Here is a 14,856-nt window from a genome sequence, read left to right as displayed (position 1 = left end):
GAAGATGTGGTTGTGGCAATAGATTTAAAACTATACGTGGAATCCTGGGAGATGAAAGATCCCATTGTGGTCTCCCGCGGCACCTATAGCCAGGCGCAGCTGGTGGTCGTGGAGCTGACACGCAACGGCGTTATCGGCCGGGGCGAATGCTGCCCCACGGCACACTATGGCGAGTCGGTAGACAGTGTCTGTGAACAGATTCGCGGTATCCGGTCCGAGTTGCAACAGGATCTGAGCCGCCAGCAGTTGCTGGAGTCGCTGCCTCCGGGTGCGGCCCGCAATGGTATTGATTGTGCTCTTTGGGACCTGGAATGCAAAGAGGAAGGTGTGTCCATATGGGATAAGCTTGGTCTGCAAAAACCCGAGCGTCTGGCCACAGCGATGACCGTCGTGCTGGGCGAGACCGACAAGATGGCAGAGAAGGCCAGGGAGTTCCAGGCGTTCAGTACCCTGAAACTCAAACTGGGGCCTCTGCAGAACGCACAAAACCTGCGCGCCGTTCGTGCGGCACGCCCCGATGCGCGGCTCTCAATTGATCCCAACGAGGGTTGGACTCCGGAGCTGACCCAAGACCTGGCGCCCGTCCTGGACGAGGTTGGTATCGCACTGATCGAACAGCCGCTGCCAGCGGCCGCTGACCAGCCGCTGGAAAACATGGCATTGCCGGCTCCCTTGTGTGCCGATGAGAGTTTTCATTCCTCGGCGGACTTACCGCAAATGCACGGGCGCTACCGTTACGTGAATATCAAGCTCGACAAGTGCGGCGGCTTGACCGAGGCACTGAATATCCTGGAGCTTGCTCCAAAATACGATCTGATTCCGATGGTGGGATGCATGTTTGGCACCTCGCTGGCCATGGCGCCGGCGCTGGTGGTTGCGTCTCAGTGTTCCTTTGTGGATCTGGACGCGCCCCTGCATTTTTCCGAGGATCGGGATGACAACTACACTATTAAGAACGGTGAGTACCTGCTGAACTCATCGTCCGTCTGGGGAGGTTAATATGATGAAAAGTCTGATCAGTCGATGGTTGAGTGTGGCACTGACGGGGTGTCTGTCTTTGCTTGCTTATGGCGATCAAAACAGCCAGATCAATGCGGCGCTGAGCCCCGCGCAAATTGGCTATATTGACGGTGCGGTCGAGGCACTGCGTCAGCGCGACCATGTTCCCGGTCTCAGTCTGGCGGTGTTTTCCTCCAAGGGCAATGCTCTGGTCAAGGCCTACGGATATAGCGACAAAGACGGCCAGGTGCCACTGCAGGTGGACGATACCATTCCCATCGCTTCCATTTCCAAGACCTTTGTGGCCGTGGCCCTGATGCGCGCCCAGGAAATGGGTTTACTGTCTCTGGACGATGATGCCAATCGTCATCTGGACTTTACCCTGCCCACGTATCCCGGCAGTCGCGCCATTACGCTGCGGGATCTCGCTCGCCACGAGGCGGGTTTTGAAGAGCGCTGGCTCGCCACCGGCGCCGGTTTCGCCGAGGACTCCCGCAGCTGGGGTGAGCAATTGGCTCAGACTTATCCGCAGTTGATTGCACCGCCGGGTACCTATGCCAGCTATTCCAACTACGGTATCGCCCTGTTGGGTTACGTTATTGAACGAGCCGCCGGAGTTCCCTATCACGAGTTTCTGCGCACACAGGTGCTGGAGCCTCTCGGCATGTACGGAACCACCGCGGAACATCCGGAACCAGGCGCCTTTGCCGAAAAACTGGTACCGGGGTTGTATGTCAAAGATGGTGTAATCAGAGCGCCCAAACCCACTTATAACCTGCGTACCTATCCGGCCGGGCGAGTCTTGTCCACATTGCCCGATATGGCAAAATTCGGGCGCATGATCCTGAGTGGTGGCGTGGCCGACGATGGCGTGCGCCTGCTCAGCCGCACGTCGGTGGATACGATGATAGCCGACACCAGAGCGGCTCACGAATCCATACCGGGTATCGCCATTATTTTTGCTGAAAAGGATATCGCCGGTATACGCTTTGTCGGCCACGGTGGTGATGGCGGCACGCATCACACCGACTTGATTCTGTCGCGCGAACATGATCTGGGCATCTATATGGGCTTTCTCTCCGCGCCTGGTCCCCAGGCGCGGGAATTCCTTGCCCGTACACTTGTACCCAAACTGGTCGCGGGTTCCGGTTTTGAGCCGGTTGCTTTTGAACAAGGAGATAAAGCGACAGACAAAAGCCTCGCGCAATACGCCGGACAGTATCGCCACTATCGCTGGGCCTTTACCAGCGTCGAGCGTACGCTGCAGTTGGTCTCGGAGTTTGCCGTTAAGGACTCCGGTACCGGCAGTCTGATCGTCAAAGGGCGGCTCGGAGCCGGTGAATACCTGCCGACCAAAGAAACTGGACTGTTCCAAAATCGATTGACCGGTGAGTTGATGTATTTCTGGCGCGGTGAAGACGGTCAGCTTAATATGAATATGGGCAGTTTCCCGTTTGTCACCGCATTCAAGTTGTCTACAGCGGATACTCAGGGCTTCAACCAGTTTGCGTTTTTCGGCATGGTCATTATTTTTATCGTGTTGACACTGATTTTGATCAGCTTGATGGTTTCCAATTACCGTAAAGGCAACGGTAAGCAGGCACTGGGCCTGGCATTGCTGACACTGGCCAGTGGTCTCAGCGCTTACGGCATGATGGGCTTTATGCTCGCGGCCTCCTCGACACCGGAGCAGGTGCTGCAACAATCCATTCCGGGTTTCGCCTATTGGTATTTGACGATACCGTTTATTGTCTTCGGTCTGGTCGCGTTGTATCTGCTGGGCGCCTTCAAGCGAACGTGGCTGCCGCAAGGTTGGCTGACCTCCATCACTTCTCTTTCAACCGTGGTATTCGTTGGGCTGCTGATGTTATACCTCAATCATTGGAATGCTCTGGGCTGGAACTTTCCTTGAGGGTATTGTGCCTGTTGCTGCTGATCGCAGCATCGGCGCTGGCACATGACAGCTCCGGGCCTCACCACCCGGAGCAGGTTGCATCGATTTTTGTGTCGGCACTGCTCAGTGGCTACAGCGACGAAGTTGAAGCGCTGATTGATCCGGACTTTACCGTAGCGGGCGGAGGCTTTACCGGCCCCATTACGCTGAATAAGCATCAATTTCTGCAAAGCGTTCTTCCCACCGGGGTGGAAATTTCCGGTATACGCCAACAACATGCACGCCTGCAACAACAGGGTGACAAAGCGAGGCTCGGCCCACTCATAATCTATCTGGGTGATGGCGATATGGCTGTGCTGGCCATGTCGCTCGATCTGGTACGACGCGAACAAGGCTGGAAAATCGCTGGGTTGAACTATTCTTCGACCATGCCCGACGACGTGATTTTGCCCGTTCCCCCGTCACCGCAACCACACTATGCAGTGACATTTCGTGTGCAAAGTGAGGGGCAATCGGTCGCCTCTCGCATCAGCCTGCAAGATCAAAACGGCACCAGCTGGGTGCCTGAAGGACGTCGACGCACGGTGCCGACCGGATGGCGACAGGATGTTGGTGCCGGTGTGGTGATCGCCGGTCGGCAGTATTCGTATGTGCCTGGAGAATTTAGTGCTCAACTTCCCGCCGGGCAATATCACCTGCGCCTGGAAAGGGGCATGGAATATGTCCCGCTGGAAACTGTGATCCAGGTTCAAGCGGGCAGTCAGCAGTTTGATCTACAGCTGCAGCGTTGGGTGAATATGAACACCCGTGGATGGCGATCAGGTGATACGCATATTCATTTTCTCGATCCGACAACGGCGTTGCTGGAGGCTTCGGGTGAGGGGCTGAATGTAGCCAATGTGCTGGCGACACAGTGGGGATCATTGAGAACCAATGCCGAGCATTTTACAGGCGTTCCTCATCTCAGTTTGAATGGAGAGCATCAGGTTTTTGTCAACGAGGAGCTGCGGCACGGTTTTCTTGGCCATGCCGTGCTGCTTAATTTAAAACGTCTGGTTTATCCCATGTCCTGGGGTGGACCCGGAGAGGGCGTTCCCGGGGGTTATGATTTTCCGCTGATTGCCATGCAGTCCGACGTGGTCCGAGCCCAGGGTGGTTTTGTCGCAGCCGCACATCTGCCCTTGCATCCCGGAGAGCTGGCAGCGGATGCTGTCCTGGGCAAGCTGGATGCGGTGGAGCTGATGGTGTGGGGCAATCCGTTTGCGCCTTACCACAAAGGATATTCTGCGTCACAGCTTTACTATGCTCTCTTGAATGCGGGTATCCCCATGCCGGCCGTCGCCGGCACGGATAAGATGATGAATCTGCAAACGGTTGGTTCGGTTCGAACCTATGCCCGTGCGGGCGATGACAAAAGCTATCAAGGCTGGATTGACTCGGTGCGTGCCGGCAAAACGTTTGTCACCACCGGGCCTATGCTGGATCTTAACGTGACTCAAGGTATACAAATTCTGGGTATCGGCGATACCTTAACGCAAACCGGCGAGATCCTTATCGACGCCCGGGTAGAGTCTTTTCTGCCTGTTGATTCCCTAGAGCTTATTCACAACGGCCGGGTCATCACGTCGATGCAGAACCCGGGCAAAGAGCGGATGCTGTCTTTAAAGCACCGCATGGATGTTGAGCAAGGTGGCTGGATTGCCGTGCGAGCACTGTCTTCAAAACGCCTGCCCTATCAAACCTGGCAAACGCTGACACCGGAAGGCATTGAGCTGATGGCTCATAGCAGCCCCATCTATCTGAAACCGGGTGGCACCGTCTGGCGAGAAAAAAAGTCTCTTAAGCTGCTGCGCAAAATGGCGGATAAGGGGTTTGCCTGGAGCAGGGACAAGGCCAATGTTCGACTCCCGACCGAACGGGAAAGCATGACGGCGTTCTTCAAGCGCGCCGTCAGCCGTTATGATGTCTGGTTGTCGGAAGTGCAATAAATCAGGGTTTTCAGGACGTTTGCAACGTGGGCCAGAACTCCCGAATCTCTCCCTGTTGGTAAACCGCGATATCGCCAAACTGTAGCAGTACACCTTCTGTCTGGCTGGGGCGCAGGAACACCCGGTCATCCATAAAAATGGGCGTGCCCAGCGGCGCCGTAAACATATCCTGGTTGCTGGAGCGGCCGTAAACAGGGTGGTTTTCCAGTCCCTGGGGCGAGGCCACCTCAGCCATCCACTTGCCACCATAGGTAAACAGGGTCATACGTTTTCCGGTTTCAGGGGCGTGCCCTGGTATGTCGACACTTGGCGAGGTTTTCAGCACCGGAGTGGCTATAAATACTGCCTCCTGGTGATCGCCCAGGGTGGCGTCACAAAAGCGAGGTTTGATCAGCCCGGAACCCACGGCAATATCATTGGCCACGGTCACTTCCCGACCACGACGATAAAGTTGATAGGTGGTGCTGCCACCGGTATTCAGTGTCATGGCCTGCTCATCCCATTGACTATCCAGTGATTTCCTGGCTGCTTCGACAAACGCCCGGTAGCGCCGATCTGTTTCCGGCAGACTTTTTTCCGGTTGCCCAACAAACTGGGGGAAGATGGAGATGTGGCCGTCGTAACCCATAAAACCACTGAAGTTCAGACCAGGGCTTTTTTGAATGAGCAGCAGGGCCTGGCGCATCTCCGCGGGACTGGAAAAGCCACCGCGATGAAAACCCACGTCGATTTCCAGATTGATGCTCAGGTTGAGCTTGCGACTTTCGGCAAAATCGCGATACTGGATCAGTCTTGGCATCGAGTCCACCAGCCATTGCACCTGCCGGGCAGGGTCAAAAGCGGAGGGTTGATGAGATCGGTAAAACTGATCTACGGCACCCACCGGCATCGGTTTGCCCAGCAGGCAGTTAACCTCTGGCCAGCGTTTCGCTACCGAGTTTAAAAATGGCTGGTGAAACACCATCAATCGTTGGCTCTGTGTCTGCTCCAGAATGGTTTCGATCAATCCATAGGCGGGCAGCGACTTGGTGACTGCTCGATAGTGAATATCGTTGGACCAGTGAGTGCGCAATGTGCGGATATTCTCGACGAACCGGTCCTTGTCGATGACCAGCGTCGGGCGGTGCAGGCCGGCACGGTCCAATGCCCCCTGCAGCGACTTGAAATAGGGCGAGTGGGCGGAGCGCGCAACGCCCGCCGTCGACGTCAGAACCGAACCGGCTGCATCGGCGGCGGTAGCGACTGTCGCTGCCTTTATCAGCTGGCGGCGGGTAATCAAACTGGGAAAAGTCTTCACATCAATCTCCATAGGGTGTTGTCAGTCATGCAATGCTGAAATTTTTTCGTCCAACTGCTGAATCGCTCGCTGATAAACTTTGATTACGCTGGCTCGCTGTGTGGGGGACTCGAACTCGCCCTCGTGTGTAATGCGGTCAATGCTGTCGCGCATTTCGGCGACCAAGCCTCGCGCAACCCACGGCTTGAAATGTGCTTTGCCATCCACTTGCAGATAAATGGGGCTGGTATGGGCGCGAAGGACTTCACCCATTTCGTTTTTGTTGTTGTGCCAGGGAATCCTTACCGCCAGCCATCCGGAGCTGTCGGCGACAAAGTCATAATTCATTGTTGCTTGAAAGTGGCCGTTCAGGGCTTCTGAAGCAACCGAATACACCACGTCGCCGTTAAAAATCAATTCGAGCTTTTTAAAGTCAGTTCGTCCCAAGGCTTTTGCTGAGATGCTGACCTTGGACGTTTCACTGTCGATGTTGAGGGTGTCGCCAATCATTTTTTCGTTGGCGCTGAATTCCAGCAACGGACCATTGGTGATATAAGAGCGTCCCTGGCGCAGGGCCTTTAACCAGCCTTCGGCGTCGGGTTTGTGTCTGCCATAAACGTAAGCGCGTGCAAAGTCCAACATAAACCAGTCAGTACCGGACGAAAAAGGCACCCTCAGACCGACGTCGAGGTAGCGATAAAAGCTCTGCTCGTAGTGGGTGCGATCACCGCCGTCAAAGGAGTTAAGCGCGTGAATACGTCCATTAAGCCAGTTGGGAATATCCTCCATGCCAAAATCATTGTGCGCCCACACCACGGTGCCACCGGCTTTGTCGGCAGCGCGCAAGCTCGGTGCCAGCGGCGGGTAGTCAGCGCCCTTTGCCGTCAGTGACTGGCCGATGCTGACCGGTTGAATCAACTTGGGAATATCCAGCAACAGGGCATGCCCATATCCCTGGCCGTACTCGCCGAAGTTGTGTCGGGTCTCCTGCCCGTAGCCATAACTGATGACACTGTTGCTCAGCTCCTGCATATCGGTGGCAGAGTATTGGTTGGACACATAGGTTTCATCCACCTTCACCCGTTCCAGGTGAGAGACGTAAACCGTATCCAGACCATCGGCCCTTGGCACAACCTGCAGATAGCGGTCCGCATAGCCCCGCGATACCGAGAACATATGCAGGTGAGTATTGCCACCCCACCAGTGTTGTTGTTGGGGCCGGTAAAAGTGATTCAGTTTTATGGTCAGGCCGCCAATGGCCTCAATTTCAACTTCGCCATTGGGCAACTCCAGCGCCGTGCCGCTGGCCAGGCTCCACCAGTCTTGCATGCGGCGCATGGCGTGAGATCGGGTCCAGTCTTTGGGCCACCACTTTTTACCGGAAACCAGGTCAGTAATTCTGACCGTAGCCGCCATCGGCTGGCCGGTCTCGGCGTCTATGAAGTCGAGACTGAGTGATCTGGTTTGCTTGGCAGGCGCACTGCGGGGAGTGGAGGACTCATCGGCGCTTAGCTTGACCATAGACCGGTGCAGGCTGCTCTGGTGTGCCTCGGTGACAGAGGCACCAAACAGGATCAAAGCTGCTGCCATGGTTTTGGCGAGTGGCAGGGGGTTTATCAAGGGCGCAGATAACATAGAAATCTTCCTGGGTTTGTAGCGGACGGTTATATACAGCCTTCTATATATACCGTCGTTCAAATATAGATGGAGAATGCCAGTCTATTGATTTTAGATATTTGACTTTAGATTTGTGATCACATAAAGTCAACAGCATGAAATGTTTGTACTGCGTGTTTATGTGTCTGGCGTTGTTGGGTTGTGATGGGGTGATCGGCGGGCTCCAGGGCAACACACAACAAACGGTTATTCGTATTTCTCACAGCCACCAGGCCCGTGACGATTCCGAGATTCACGTTGCCGCCAGCCGGGTTGCCGAGTATGTCGAAAGCCGTTCCGACGATATCAAGGTGCGGGTCTACGCCAATAACAGCCTCGGACAGGAGCGCGAGGTCTACGAGGGGATGCAGTTGGGAGCGGGGGCCGCCTGTTCGATCTCCGGCACTGCGATTCTGGCGAACTTCAATCCTCGGCTGGGAGCGCTGGATCTGCCGTTTTTGTGGCGCGACTACGATCACATTCACCGGGCACTGGACGGCGCGGTCGGTGACCAGCTGCGCGAGGAGCTGCGAAAGGCGGGCTTCGAAGTGCTGGCATGGATGGACAGCTGGGGCCGACGCAACGTGGTCACCACCTCCAAAGATGTGCGCGAGCCGGAGGAGTTAAAGGGGTTGAAGCTGAGAACCATCCCTGCGCCCAGTTACATTCTGGCGATGCAAACCATGGGTGTAAACCCGACGCCCATGGCCTTCGGTGAAATCTATACCTCACTGGAAAATGGTGTGATCGACGGTTTTGAGCACACACCCTCAACCGTGCTCTCAAACCGATTCTACGAAGTGACGGACTATCTGATCCGCACCAATCATCTGTTTGGTCCCATTGTGATGGTTTGCTCCCGGGACAAGTGGCAGCAGCTGAGCGAGCCACAGAGACAATTGCTGCTTGCCGCTGCAAAGGATGCCGCCACCTTTGTGCGGCAGCAGGCACCCATTAAGGAACAGCAGGCAATCGCAGCGCTGCAACGCCAAGGCATGACGGTGCGGGAACTGGATACCCGTGAATTTGTGGGCACCGCAGTCGGAGTCCACAAGTTGTTTGCAGAAAAATACCACGCCAGTGACCTCATCGAGGCCATCGGTGCAGTTACTCCTACCAGTGAAGTCGAAATATGAGTGAGATTATTTACAACGCCGATAATCACAACGAACCTGTCGTTGATGCGGCGCGGGATGATTCCTGTCTGAAGCGGACCTACTTTAATCGAGTCCGGTTAACACAAGGACAACAGTATCGTGCCTGTCTGCAGGACTATGAAACCGTTTACGTTCTGATGTCCGGCAAGGTGGATATTGTGATCAATGACGAGACCTTTGTCGCTGTCGGTGGCCGGGAGGACGTTTGGTCCGGCACGGCGGATTCGGTTTACGCCCCGGTGGGGGCAAGCGTCAGTCTGAGATGCGTCAGTGAAAGTTGTGAAGTGGCCGTGGCCGGTGGTTTGTGCACGGAGGTATATCAACCTTTTCGAATCACACCAAGCGAAGTGGACATGGTCGACGTGGGCTCTCAAGGTACCCACTCCCGCCGCTGCATCTTTCATATTCTGGGCCAGAACGCGGCTGGTCGCGCCGGCAACCTGCTGGTCAGTGAGCTTTATGCAGACGAAGGTTGCTGGTCCGGGTATCCACCCCACAAACACGACGAAGACCGCGAGGGTGAGAGTCACCACGAGGAGGTGTATCACTACCGTTTTGAACCCAACACCGGATTTGGCGGCCAGTTTGTTTATGACGACGACAGCAAGGGCACGGTGTACAAAACCGGCGACGGCGACACGGTATTGATAGAAGGCGGATACCATCCCACCGTCACCTCCCCCGGACACAAAGAGTATATCTTTACCATTCTGGTGGGACGGCAACAGCGTTCTCTGTTGCAGCATTTTCACGAGCGCAACGACTACCTGATGGACTCCATTCCGGGCCTCGGTGCCATGCGCGATAAATTTAAGTAAGCGGCGAGGGGTTTTGTCATGAGTGAGGTTTCGACAAAGGGCAATATTCTGCAGCGCTTTAGTCTCGACGGAAAAATTGCGCTGGTGACCGGTTCGTCCCGCGGTATTGGATTGAGTCTCGCCCGGGCATTGGCGGAGGCAGGTGCTCTGGTTGTGCTAAACGGGCGCAACGAGGAGCAATTGGGTGTGGCACGGCGGCAGCTGCATGATCTGGGCCTATCGATGGAGACTGAGTGTTTCGATGTGACTGATGAAGTGGCGGTGGAAGAATCCATCCAGCGCATTGAAAGCAGCCTGGGTCCGATAGATATACTGATTAACAACGCCGGTATGCAACGTCGCGTGCCATTGACCGATGTCGAGCTGTCGACCTGGCAAGAAGTACTGAACACCAACCTGACCTCGGCGTTTCTGGTGGGCAGAACCGTGGCTCGCGGCATGATTTCTCGCCAGCGGGGCAAGATTATCAATATCGGTTCCGTTCAGTCTTCGCTGGCAAGACCGTCGATTGCTCCCTATGCCTCGTCCAAGGGGGCGATGGTCATGCTCACGCGTTCGATGTGCGCGGAGTGGTCAGCCGACAATATCCAGGTCAACGCCATCGCCCCCGGGTACTTCAATACGGAGCTTACTCGTGCACTGGTGGACGACGAGGAGTTCAGTCGGTGGCTCTGCCAGCGCACGCCCGCCAATCGCTGGGGGCGAGTGGAAGAATTACAGGGCATGGCGGTGATGCTGGCTTCAGAGGCTTCCAGTTTTATTACCGGTCAAGTTATGTATGTGGATGGTGGCATGACCGCCGTGGTCTAGGCGAAGGTGAGCGTGATGTTCGGCAAACTGGCAAGTACAACGGCCCATTGGGTCCAGCATGTGGTGACCACGTTATTTCTGGTCATGGTGTTGGTTGGGTTGTTGCAGATAGTCAATCGGTATCTGCCGGTTCCTTCTATGAGCTGGACAGAAGAGTTGCAGCGTTACCTGCACATTTGGCTGGTGTTCCTGGCCATTCCACTCGCCTATCGTCATCGCCGTCATATCTGCGTGAAATTATTCAGCCGCTTGGAGCAGGGGCGTTTGGGGGCGGGGCTGGAAACCTGCACTCATGCGCTGTGGCTGGTGTTGGCTTTGGCCCTGGTTGTTCTGGGCGGCAAATTAGTGGCTGTCGGACAGCATCAATACAGCGCCGGCCTGGGTGTGAAAATGGCCTGGATTTATCTCTGCCAGATCAGCGGAGGTATGGTCCTGATGTTGTTTGCGCTGCAAAATCTGATTGACCCTGAGGGTGGCGAATCGTGATTGCCTTGCTGTTTGTACTGCTGATCGCGCTGGTGTTATTACGTATTCCGGTGATTTTGGCGCTGGCCCTGGTGGGATTGGTGGGCATGTTCTCCACACAGGATGTCACTCCCGCGTTTTTTGCCCAGCGCTCGTTTTCGTCATTGGATTCGTTCAGTCTGTTGGCGTTGCCGTACTTTATTCTGGCGGGTTCACTCATGTCCAAAGGCGGTTTGAGTGAGGCGCTGGTGGCCATGGGCAAAGGGTTGTTTGGCCACTGGCGTGGTGGCCTCGGTAATGCGTCGGTTGTCTCCTGCGTTTCCATGGCCAATGTTTCCGGCTCCTCTGCCGCAGAAGCTGCCGCCATTGGTTCCGTCACCATCCCCGCCATGAAAGCCGAAAATTATCAGCCGGGATTGGCCGCGTCTATCGTTGCGGCGGCAGCCACCATTGGTCCGGTAATTCCCCCCAGCATGACTATGATCATCTACGGATCGATGACGGGGGTTTCAATTGGTGGTCTGTTTTTGGCCGGTGTGGTGCCAGGGCTGATCATGGCGACGGCGTTGATCGCTCTGATCTTTTTAATGTCCTACCTGCCGGCCTTCCCGGCACTGGCGCATCGCGAACCCTGGCAAGGGTTTCGCGCCCTGCTGCAGCATGTGCGACGCTCCTGGGTGGCCCTGCTGGCGCCGGTCCTGATTATTGGTGGCATTTTCTCCGGGCTGTTTACCGCTACGGAAGCAGGCGTGGTGACCTGTCTCTATGCCTACTTGACGTCTCGTTACTATTACCGCTCCATCACTTCGAGCGACTTGCCGAGAATCGTGGTGGATGCCGGACTCACCACTGCAACTGTGGTGGGCATTATTGCCATGGCCGGTTCCATCGGCTGGCTGCTGTCGTTTATGGAATTTCACCTGCTGGCGTTGGAGAAAATCCAGTTGCTTTCCCAGCATCCGCAAACCGTATTGATGGTACTGGTCGGAGGCATGTTGCTGATGACCATGTTTCTTGAATCGCTGGCGGTATTGATTCTGTTTGTGCCGGTTCTCGCACATTTGGGGCAGGCCTATGGGTTTGACCCCTTGCATCTTGGCGTGCTGGTGGTGATCGCGACGCAAATCGGCGCCATCACGCCACCCGTAGCGGTATTGATGTTTATTACCGGCAGCATCGCGGAGGCTTCTTCCAGTGAAACCATTTTATACAGTATTCCTTTTGTGTTGACGTTGATGGCTGTGTTGATACTGCTGATGTTTGTGCCGGAGCTGGTGACCTGGTTGCCGTCGAGGATGGTGGCCGGATGATCAACAGGCCGCTTATTGTGATGGGGGTTTCCTCCTGTGGCAAGTCAACACTGGCGCGGGCGTTTTCGTCGAGGTTTGAGCTGCCCTTTGTTGAGGGCGACGAATTTCATCCGCCCGCCAACGTGAACAAAATGCAGCGGGGCATCGCCCTTGATGATGAAGACAGAAAGGAGTGGCTGCAGGCGTTGTGCTTGCAGTGTAATCGTTTCCTGAATGCAAAGGAGTCAGTGGTGCTGTCGTGCTCCGCATTGAAGAAGCGCTATCGGGATCAATTTCGGCGGCGTTTGATAGCACCGCCGCAATTTCTTTATTTGGACATTATCGAAACTCGTGCGCACCAGCGATGCCAGAACCGACAGGATCACTTTATGCCCAAGTCACTGATCCGCTCACAGTTTGAGACGCTGGAATGCCCCGTCGGTGAGGCTGACGTCATCAGGATTGACGCGGAGTGGGCATTGGAAGATCAGATAGCTTTTTGCGAGTACAAACTGAATTTGGTTGAGGAGAAAGAACGTTCATGAATAAACTGTTTCCAAAAGCTCTGAAACGCAGCCTGATGGCGCTGCTGATGATGGGAGCTGCTGCTTCATTGGCCGACAACCACTATAAAGTGTCGGTGGACTTTTCTGCACCGTCTGTGCCCTTCGAGCCCTACTGGAAATCCAGCGGCTTGTCTCCCTCGGATTTGCTGTTGACCAAAGACATGGAAATTTCCCTCAAGCACATGGGGGCAACCCGTGGTGGCACCGAGTTTTTCCGGCCGCACTATATTCTCGACCTGATCGAAATTACCGGTGGCGAAGGAACGCAAATCCGCTACGACTGGGCTCGCTTTGACAAGGCACTGGACAATATTGTCCATAATGGCATTCACTTGGTGTTCGAATGGATGGGTAATCCATCGGCGTACTTTCAGGGCTACAAAACGGAGCAGCAGGTCGCTCTCTGGGAGACTTTTGTAGAGGACGTGACACGGCATCTGGTGGATCGCTACGGCTCCGAAGAAATTCGCCAGTGGATGTTCGAAACCACCAACGAAGCCGATATTCATCCGTTCTGGGAGCACGGCGCCGCCGACTATCTGCGTTACTTTGATGCGACCAACCGTGGCATGCGCAAGGTGGACGCCAGCCTCAATCTCGGTGGCCCGGCCAATGGCCGGTTTATGTCACCGCTGCTGAAGATGACCCTTGAGCATGTGGACCAGCCGGGCAAAACCGCGCCGGAGTTTCTCTCGTCCCATTACAAGGCCACGCCCTGGTCCATGGTGCGCCTGGAAGAGTGGAAGGTCGACTACATTCGCAAGCATCACCCGAATTTAAAAACCATTCCGTTTGTCAACGATGAGGCCGATCCCATCGGTGGTTGGGGCGTACCTTACTGGTGGCGCGCCGGTGCCTGGCACGCGGCCTTTTTTGCGCAATCCATTGATGCCCACAATCAAGTCATGATCGACAAGTTGGGTGTGGATTACAAACTGCTGAGCAACGATCACGGCTTTTCCGGTACCTGGGGGCAGCGTACCCAATACGCCCGGTTTCTGAGAGGCGACAATAGCACACCGCAAAAAGGCAGTGGCGACGAGGGCGGCTGGAAGCCGTTTGGGCAAAGCGATAAAACCGATACCCGCCCGGAGACCCAGCAGTTCTTTTTGATCAAAAAACCGGTTCAATCAGTGATGTCGCTGCTGGATTTTCTGGGGCCACAGCGTTATCCGGTGGAGGGTTTTCCCGAGTATCGCCAGCTGGTCGATCGCTATGTCTCCGACAACCCCAATATCGGTTGTATGGCCACCAGGCGCCTGGATCAGGCGGTGGCATTGCTCTGCTATAACAAGCCGGAAATGTCCCTCAATAATGGCTTGCAGGAACAGATGGAACCCAGCAAAAAGCAGCGTAATGTCTGGAAGCGTCAAAGCGGCAAGGTAAGACTGAATCTGGCCGGCCTGAACCTGGAAAATCCGATCCTGGCCGAGTTGCGTCTCGACAACAAAGACGGCAACGCCTACGAACTCTGGAAGAAAATGGGTTCGCCCGAGGACCCCTCCGCGAAACAGTTGCAAAAGCTGGTGGAAGCGCAGGAGCCTTCTTTCAGGACGGACCGCAAAGTGGCGATCGACAATGGCGCGTTGCAACTGGATGTTGATCTGCCATCAGCGTCGGTGAGTCTGATTGTCTTGAGTTCCGCGCCGAAGACAGGTCCTGGAGACATAACCGCTTTATCGAGAACCGTTCATCTTGGCATTCACGGTGAAAGCACCGCGGTGCTGGACTGGAAGTCCACCAACGAATCCGGACTGATCCACTATGAAGTGCATTACGCCAGGCCGGGTTCCAGTGAGTTTAAACAACTCAGCCGAGCCACCTTGCTGGACCGAAGCTGGGTGCACGCCAATGCCAAACGCGGCGGTCAATACAAGGTGCGGGCCGTGGACTTTTGGGGCAACAAGGGTGAGTTTTCTTCAGTGGTCACGCTATAGG

The 14,856-nt window shown here is 55.4% G+C and carries 12 protein-coding genes; 10 read left to right on the top strand and 2 right to left on the bottom strand.

The features are described 5' to 3' along the window. Positions 1 to 6: 6 nt before the first annotated feature. From dgcA to HBA55_RS13455, 3 genes are read left to right on the top strand one after another with little or no spacing between them, the layout of a single operon-like run. Positions 7 to 999: an N-acetyl-D-Glu racemase DgcA gene (gene dgcA, locus HBA55_RS38035; protein WP_338109408.1), complete on the top strand. Its 993-nt coding sequence runs from the start codon at positions 7 to 9 to the stop codon at positions 997 to 999. Position 1,000: 1 nt separating this feature from the next. Then, positions 1,001 to 2,911, top strand: a complete 1,911-nt coding sequence (locus tag HBA55_RS13460; protein WP_166991923.1) for a serine hydrolase domain-containing protein — start codon at positions 1,001 to 1,003, stop codon at positions 2,909 to 2,911. Beyond that, entirely contained in the window at positions 2,908 to 4,881 is a 1,974-nt protein-coding gene (locus HBA55_RS13455) for a CehA/McbA family metallohydrolase (protein ID WP_166991920.1), read from the top strand. The genes HBA55_RS13460 and HBA55_RS13455 overlap by 4 nt, the downstream gene beginning before the upstream one ends. A 10-nt stretch (positions 4,882 to 4,891) precedes the next feature. Here the strand turns inward: HBA55_RS13455 and HBA55_RS13450 are convergent, their stop codons facing one another. Together HBA55_RS13450 and HBA55_RS13445 are read right to left on the bottom strand one after the other, a co-directional pair. Continuing rightward, positions 4,892 to 6,178: an alanine racemase gene (locus HBA55_RS13450; RefSeq protein ID WP_166991917.1), complete on the bottom strand. Its 1,287-nt coding sequence runs from the start codon at positions 6,176 to 6,178 to the stop codon at positions 4,892 to 4,894. Positions 6,179 to 6,199: 21 nt separating this feature from the next. Then, on the bottom strand, positions 6,200 to 7,792 hold the full coding sequence (locus HBA55_RS13445; RefSeq protein ID WP_166991914.1) for a CehA/McbA family metallohydrolase: 1,593 nt from the start codon (positions 7,790 to 7,792) through the stop codon (positions 6,200 to 6,202). 137 nt (positions 7,793 to 7,929) lie between these two features. Here HBA55_RS13445 and HBA55_RS13440 point away from each other — a divergent pair, with 137 nt between their 5' ends. The 7 genes from HBA55_RS13440 to HBA55_RS13410 are packed head-to-tail and all read left to right on the top strand — an operon-like array spanning position 7,930 to position 14,855. Continuing rightward, on the top strand, positions 7,930 to 8,949 hold the full coding sequence (locus HBA55_RS13440; RefSeq protein ID WP_166991911.1) for a TRAP transporter substrate-binding protein: 1,020 nt from the start codon (positions 7,930 to 7,932) through the stop codon (positions 8,947 to 8,949). Next, on the top strand, positions 8,946 to 9,788 hold the full coding sequence (locus HBA55_RS13435) for a 5-deoxy-glucuronate isomerase (RefSeq protein ID WP_166991908.1): 843 nt from the start codon (positions 8,946 to 8,948) through the stop codon (positions 9,786 to 9,788). Before HBA55_RS13440 ends, HBA55_RS13435 begins: the two co-directional genes overlap by 4 nt. A gap of 18 nt (positions 9,789 to 9,806) precedes the next feature. Beyond that, a complete protein-coding gene (locus tag HBA55_RS13430) occupies positions 9,807 to 10,598 on the top strand; it encodes an SDR family oxidoreductase (protein ID WP_166991905.1) in 792 nt (263 codons plus the stop codon). Positions 10,599 to 10,613: 15 nt separating this feature from the next. After that, the gene (locus tag HBA55_RS13425) at positions 10,614 to 11,084 is read left to right on the top strand and encodes a TRAP transporter small permease (RefSeq protein WP_166991902.1); all 471 of its coding nucleotides are present in this window, start codon (positions 10,614 to 10,616) and stop codon (positions 11,082 to 11,084) included. Then, positions 11,081 to 12,373: a TRAP transporter large permease subunit gene (locus tag HBA55_RS13420; protein WP_166991899.1), complete on the top strand. Its 1,293-nt coding sequence runs from the start codon at positions 11,081 to 11,083 to the stop codon at positions 12,371 to 12,373. The genes HBA55_RS13425 and HBA55_RS13420 overlap by 4 nt, the downstream gene beginning before the upstream one ends. Further along, positions 12,370 to 12,897, top strand: a complete 528-nt coding sequence (locus tag HBA55_RS13415; protein ID WP_166991895.1) for a gluconokinase — start codon at positions 12,370 to 12,372, stop codon at positions 12,895 to 12,897. The genes HBA55_RS13420 and HBA55_RS13415 overlap by 4 nt, the downstream gene beginning before the upstream one ends. Then, complete coding sequence (locus HBA55_RS13410; protein WP_166991892.1) at positions 12,894 to 14,855, top strand: GH39 family glycosyl hydrolase; 1,962 nt, start codon at positions 12,894 to 12,896, stop codon at positions 14,853 to 14,855. The genes HBA55_RS13415 and HBA55_RS13410 overlap by 4 nt, the downstream gene beginning before the upstream one ends. Position 14,856: the final 1 nt, after the last annotated feature.

It is taken from the genome of Pseudomaricurvus alkylphenolicus (assembly GCF_011683955.1).
Taxonomy (GTDB): domain Bacteria; phylum Pseudomonadota; class Gammaproteobacteria; order Pseudomonadales; family Cellvibrionaceae; genus Pseudomaricurvus; species Pseudomaricurvus alkylphenolicus.
Note: the sequence above shows the minus strand (reverse complement) of the source record. Positions and strands in the feature narration are given on the sequence as shown.

Bases quoted from the DNA above. Each gene is read 5' to 3' on its own strand.
- HBA55_RS13460 (WP_166991923.1), top strand. From the start codon at position 1,001: ATGATGAAAAGTCTGATCAGTCGATGGTTGAGTGTGGCACTGACGGGG.
- HBA55_RS13445 (WP_166991914.1), bottom strand. From the start codon at position 7,792: ATGTTATCTGCGCCCTTGATAAACCCCCTGCCACTCGCCAAAACCATG.
- HBA55_RS13440 (WP_166991911.1), top strand. From the start codon at position 7,930: ATGAAATGTTTGTACTGCGTGTTTATGTGTCTGGCGTTGTTGGGTTGT.
- HBA55_RS13435 (WP_166991908.1), top strand. From the start codon at position 8,946: ATGAGTGAGATTATTTACAACGCCGATAATCACAACGAACCTGTCGTT.
- HBA55_RS13430 (WP_166991905.1), top strand. From the start codon at position 9,807: ATGAGTGAGGTTTCGACAAAGGGCAATATTCTGCAGCGCTTTAGTCTC.
- HBA55_RS13425 (WP_166991902.1), top strand. From the start codon at position 10,614: ATGTTCGGCAAACTGGCAAGTACAACGGCCCATTGGGTCCAGCATGTG.
- HBA55_RS13415 (WP_166991895.1), top strand. From the start codon at position 12,370: ATGATCAACAGGCCGCTTATTGTGATGGGGGTTTCCTCCTGTGGCAAG.
- HBA55_RS13410 (WP_166991892.1), top strand. From the start codon at position 12,894: ATGAATAAACTGTTTCCAAAAGCTCTGAAACGCAGCCTGATGGCGCTG.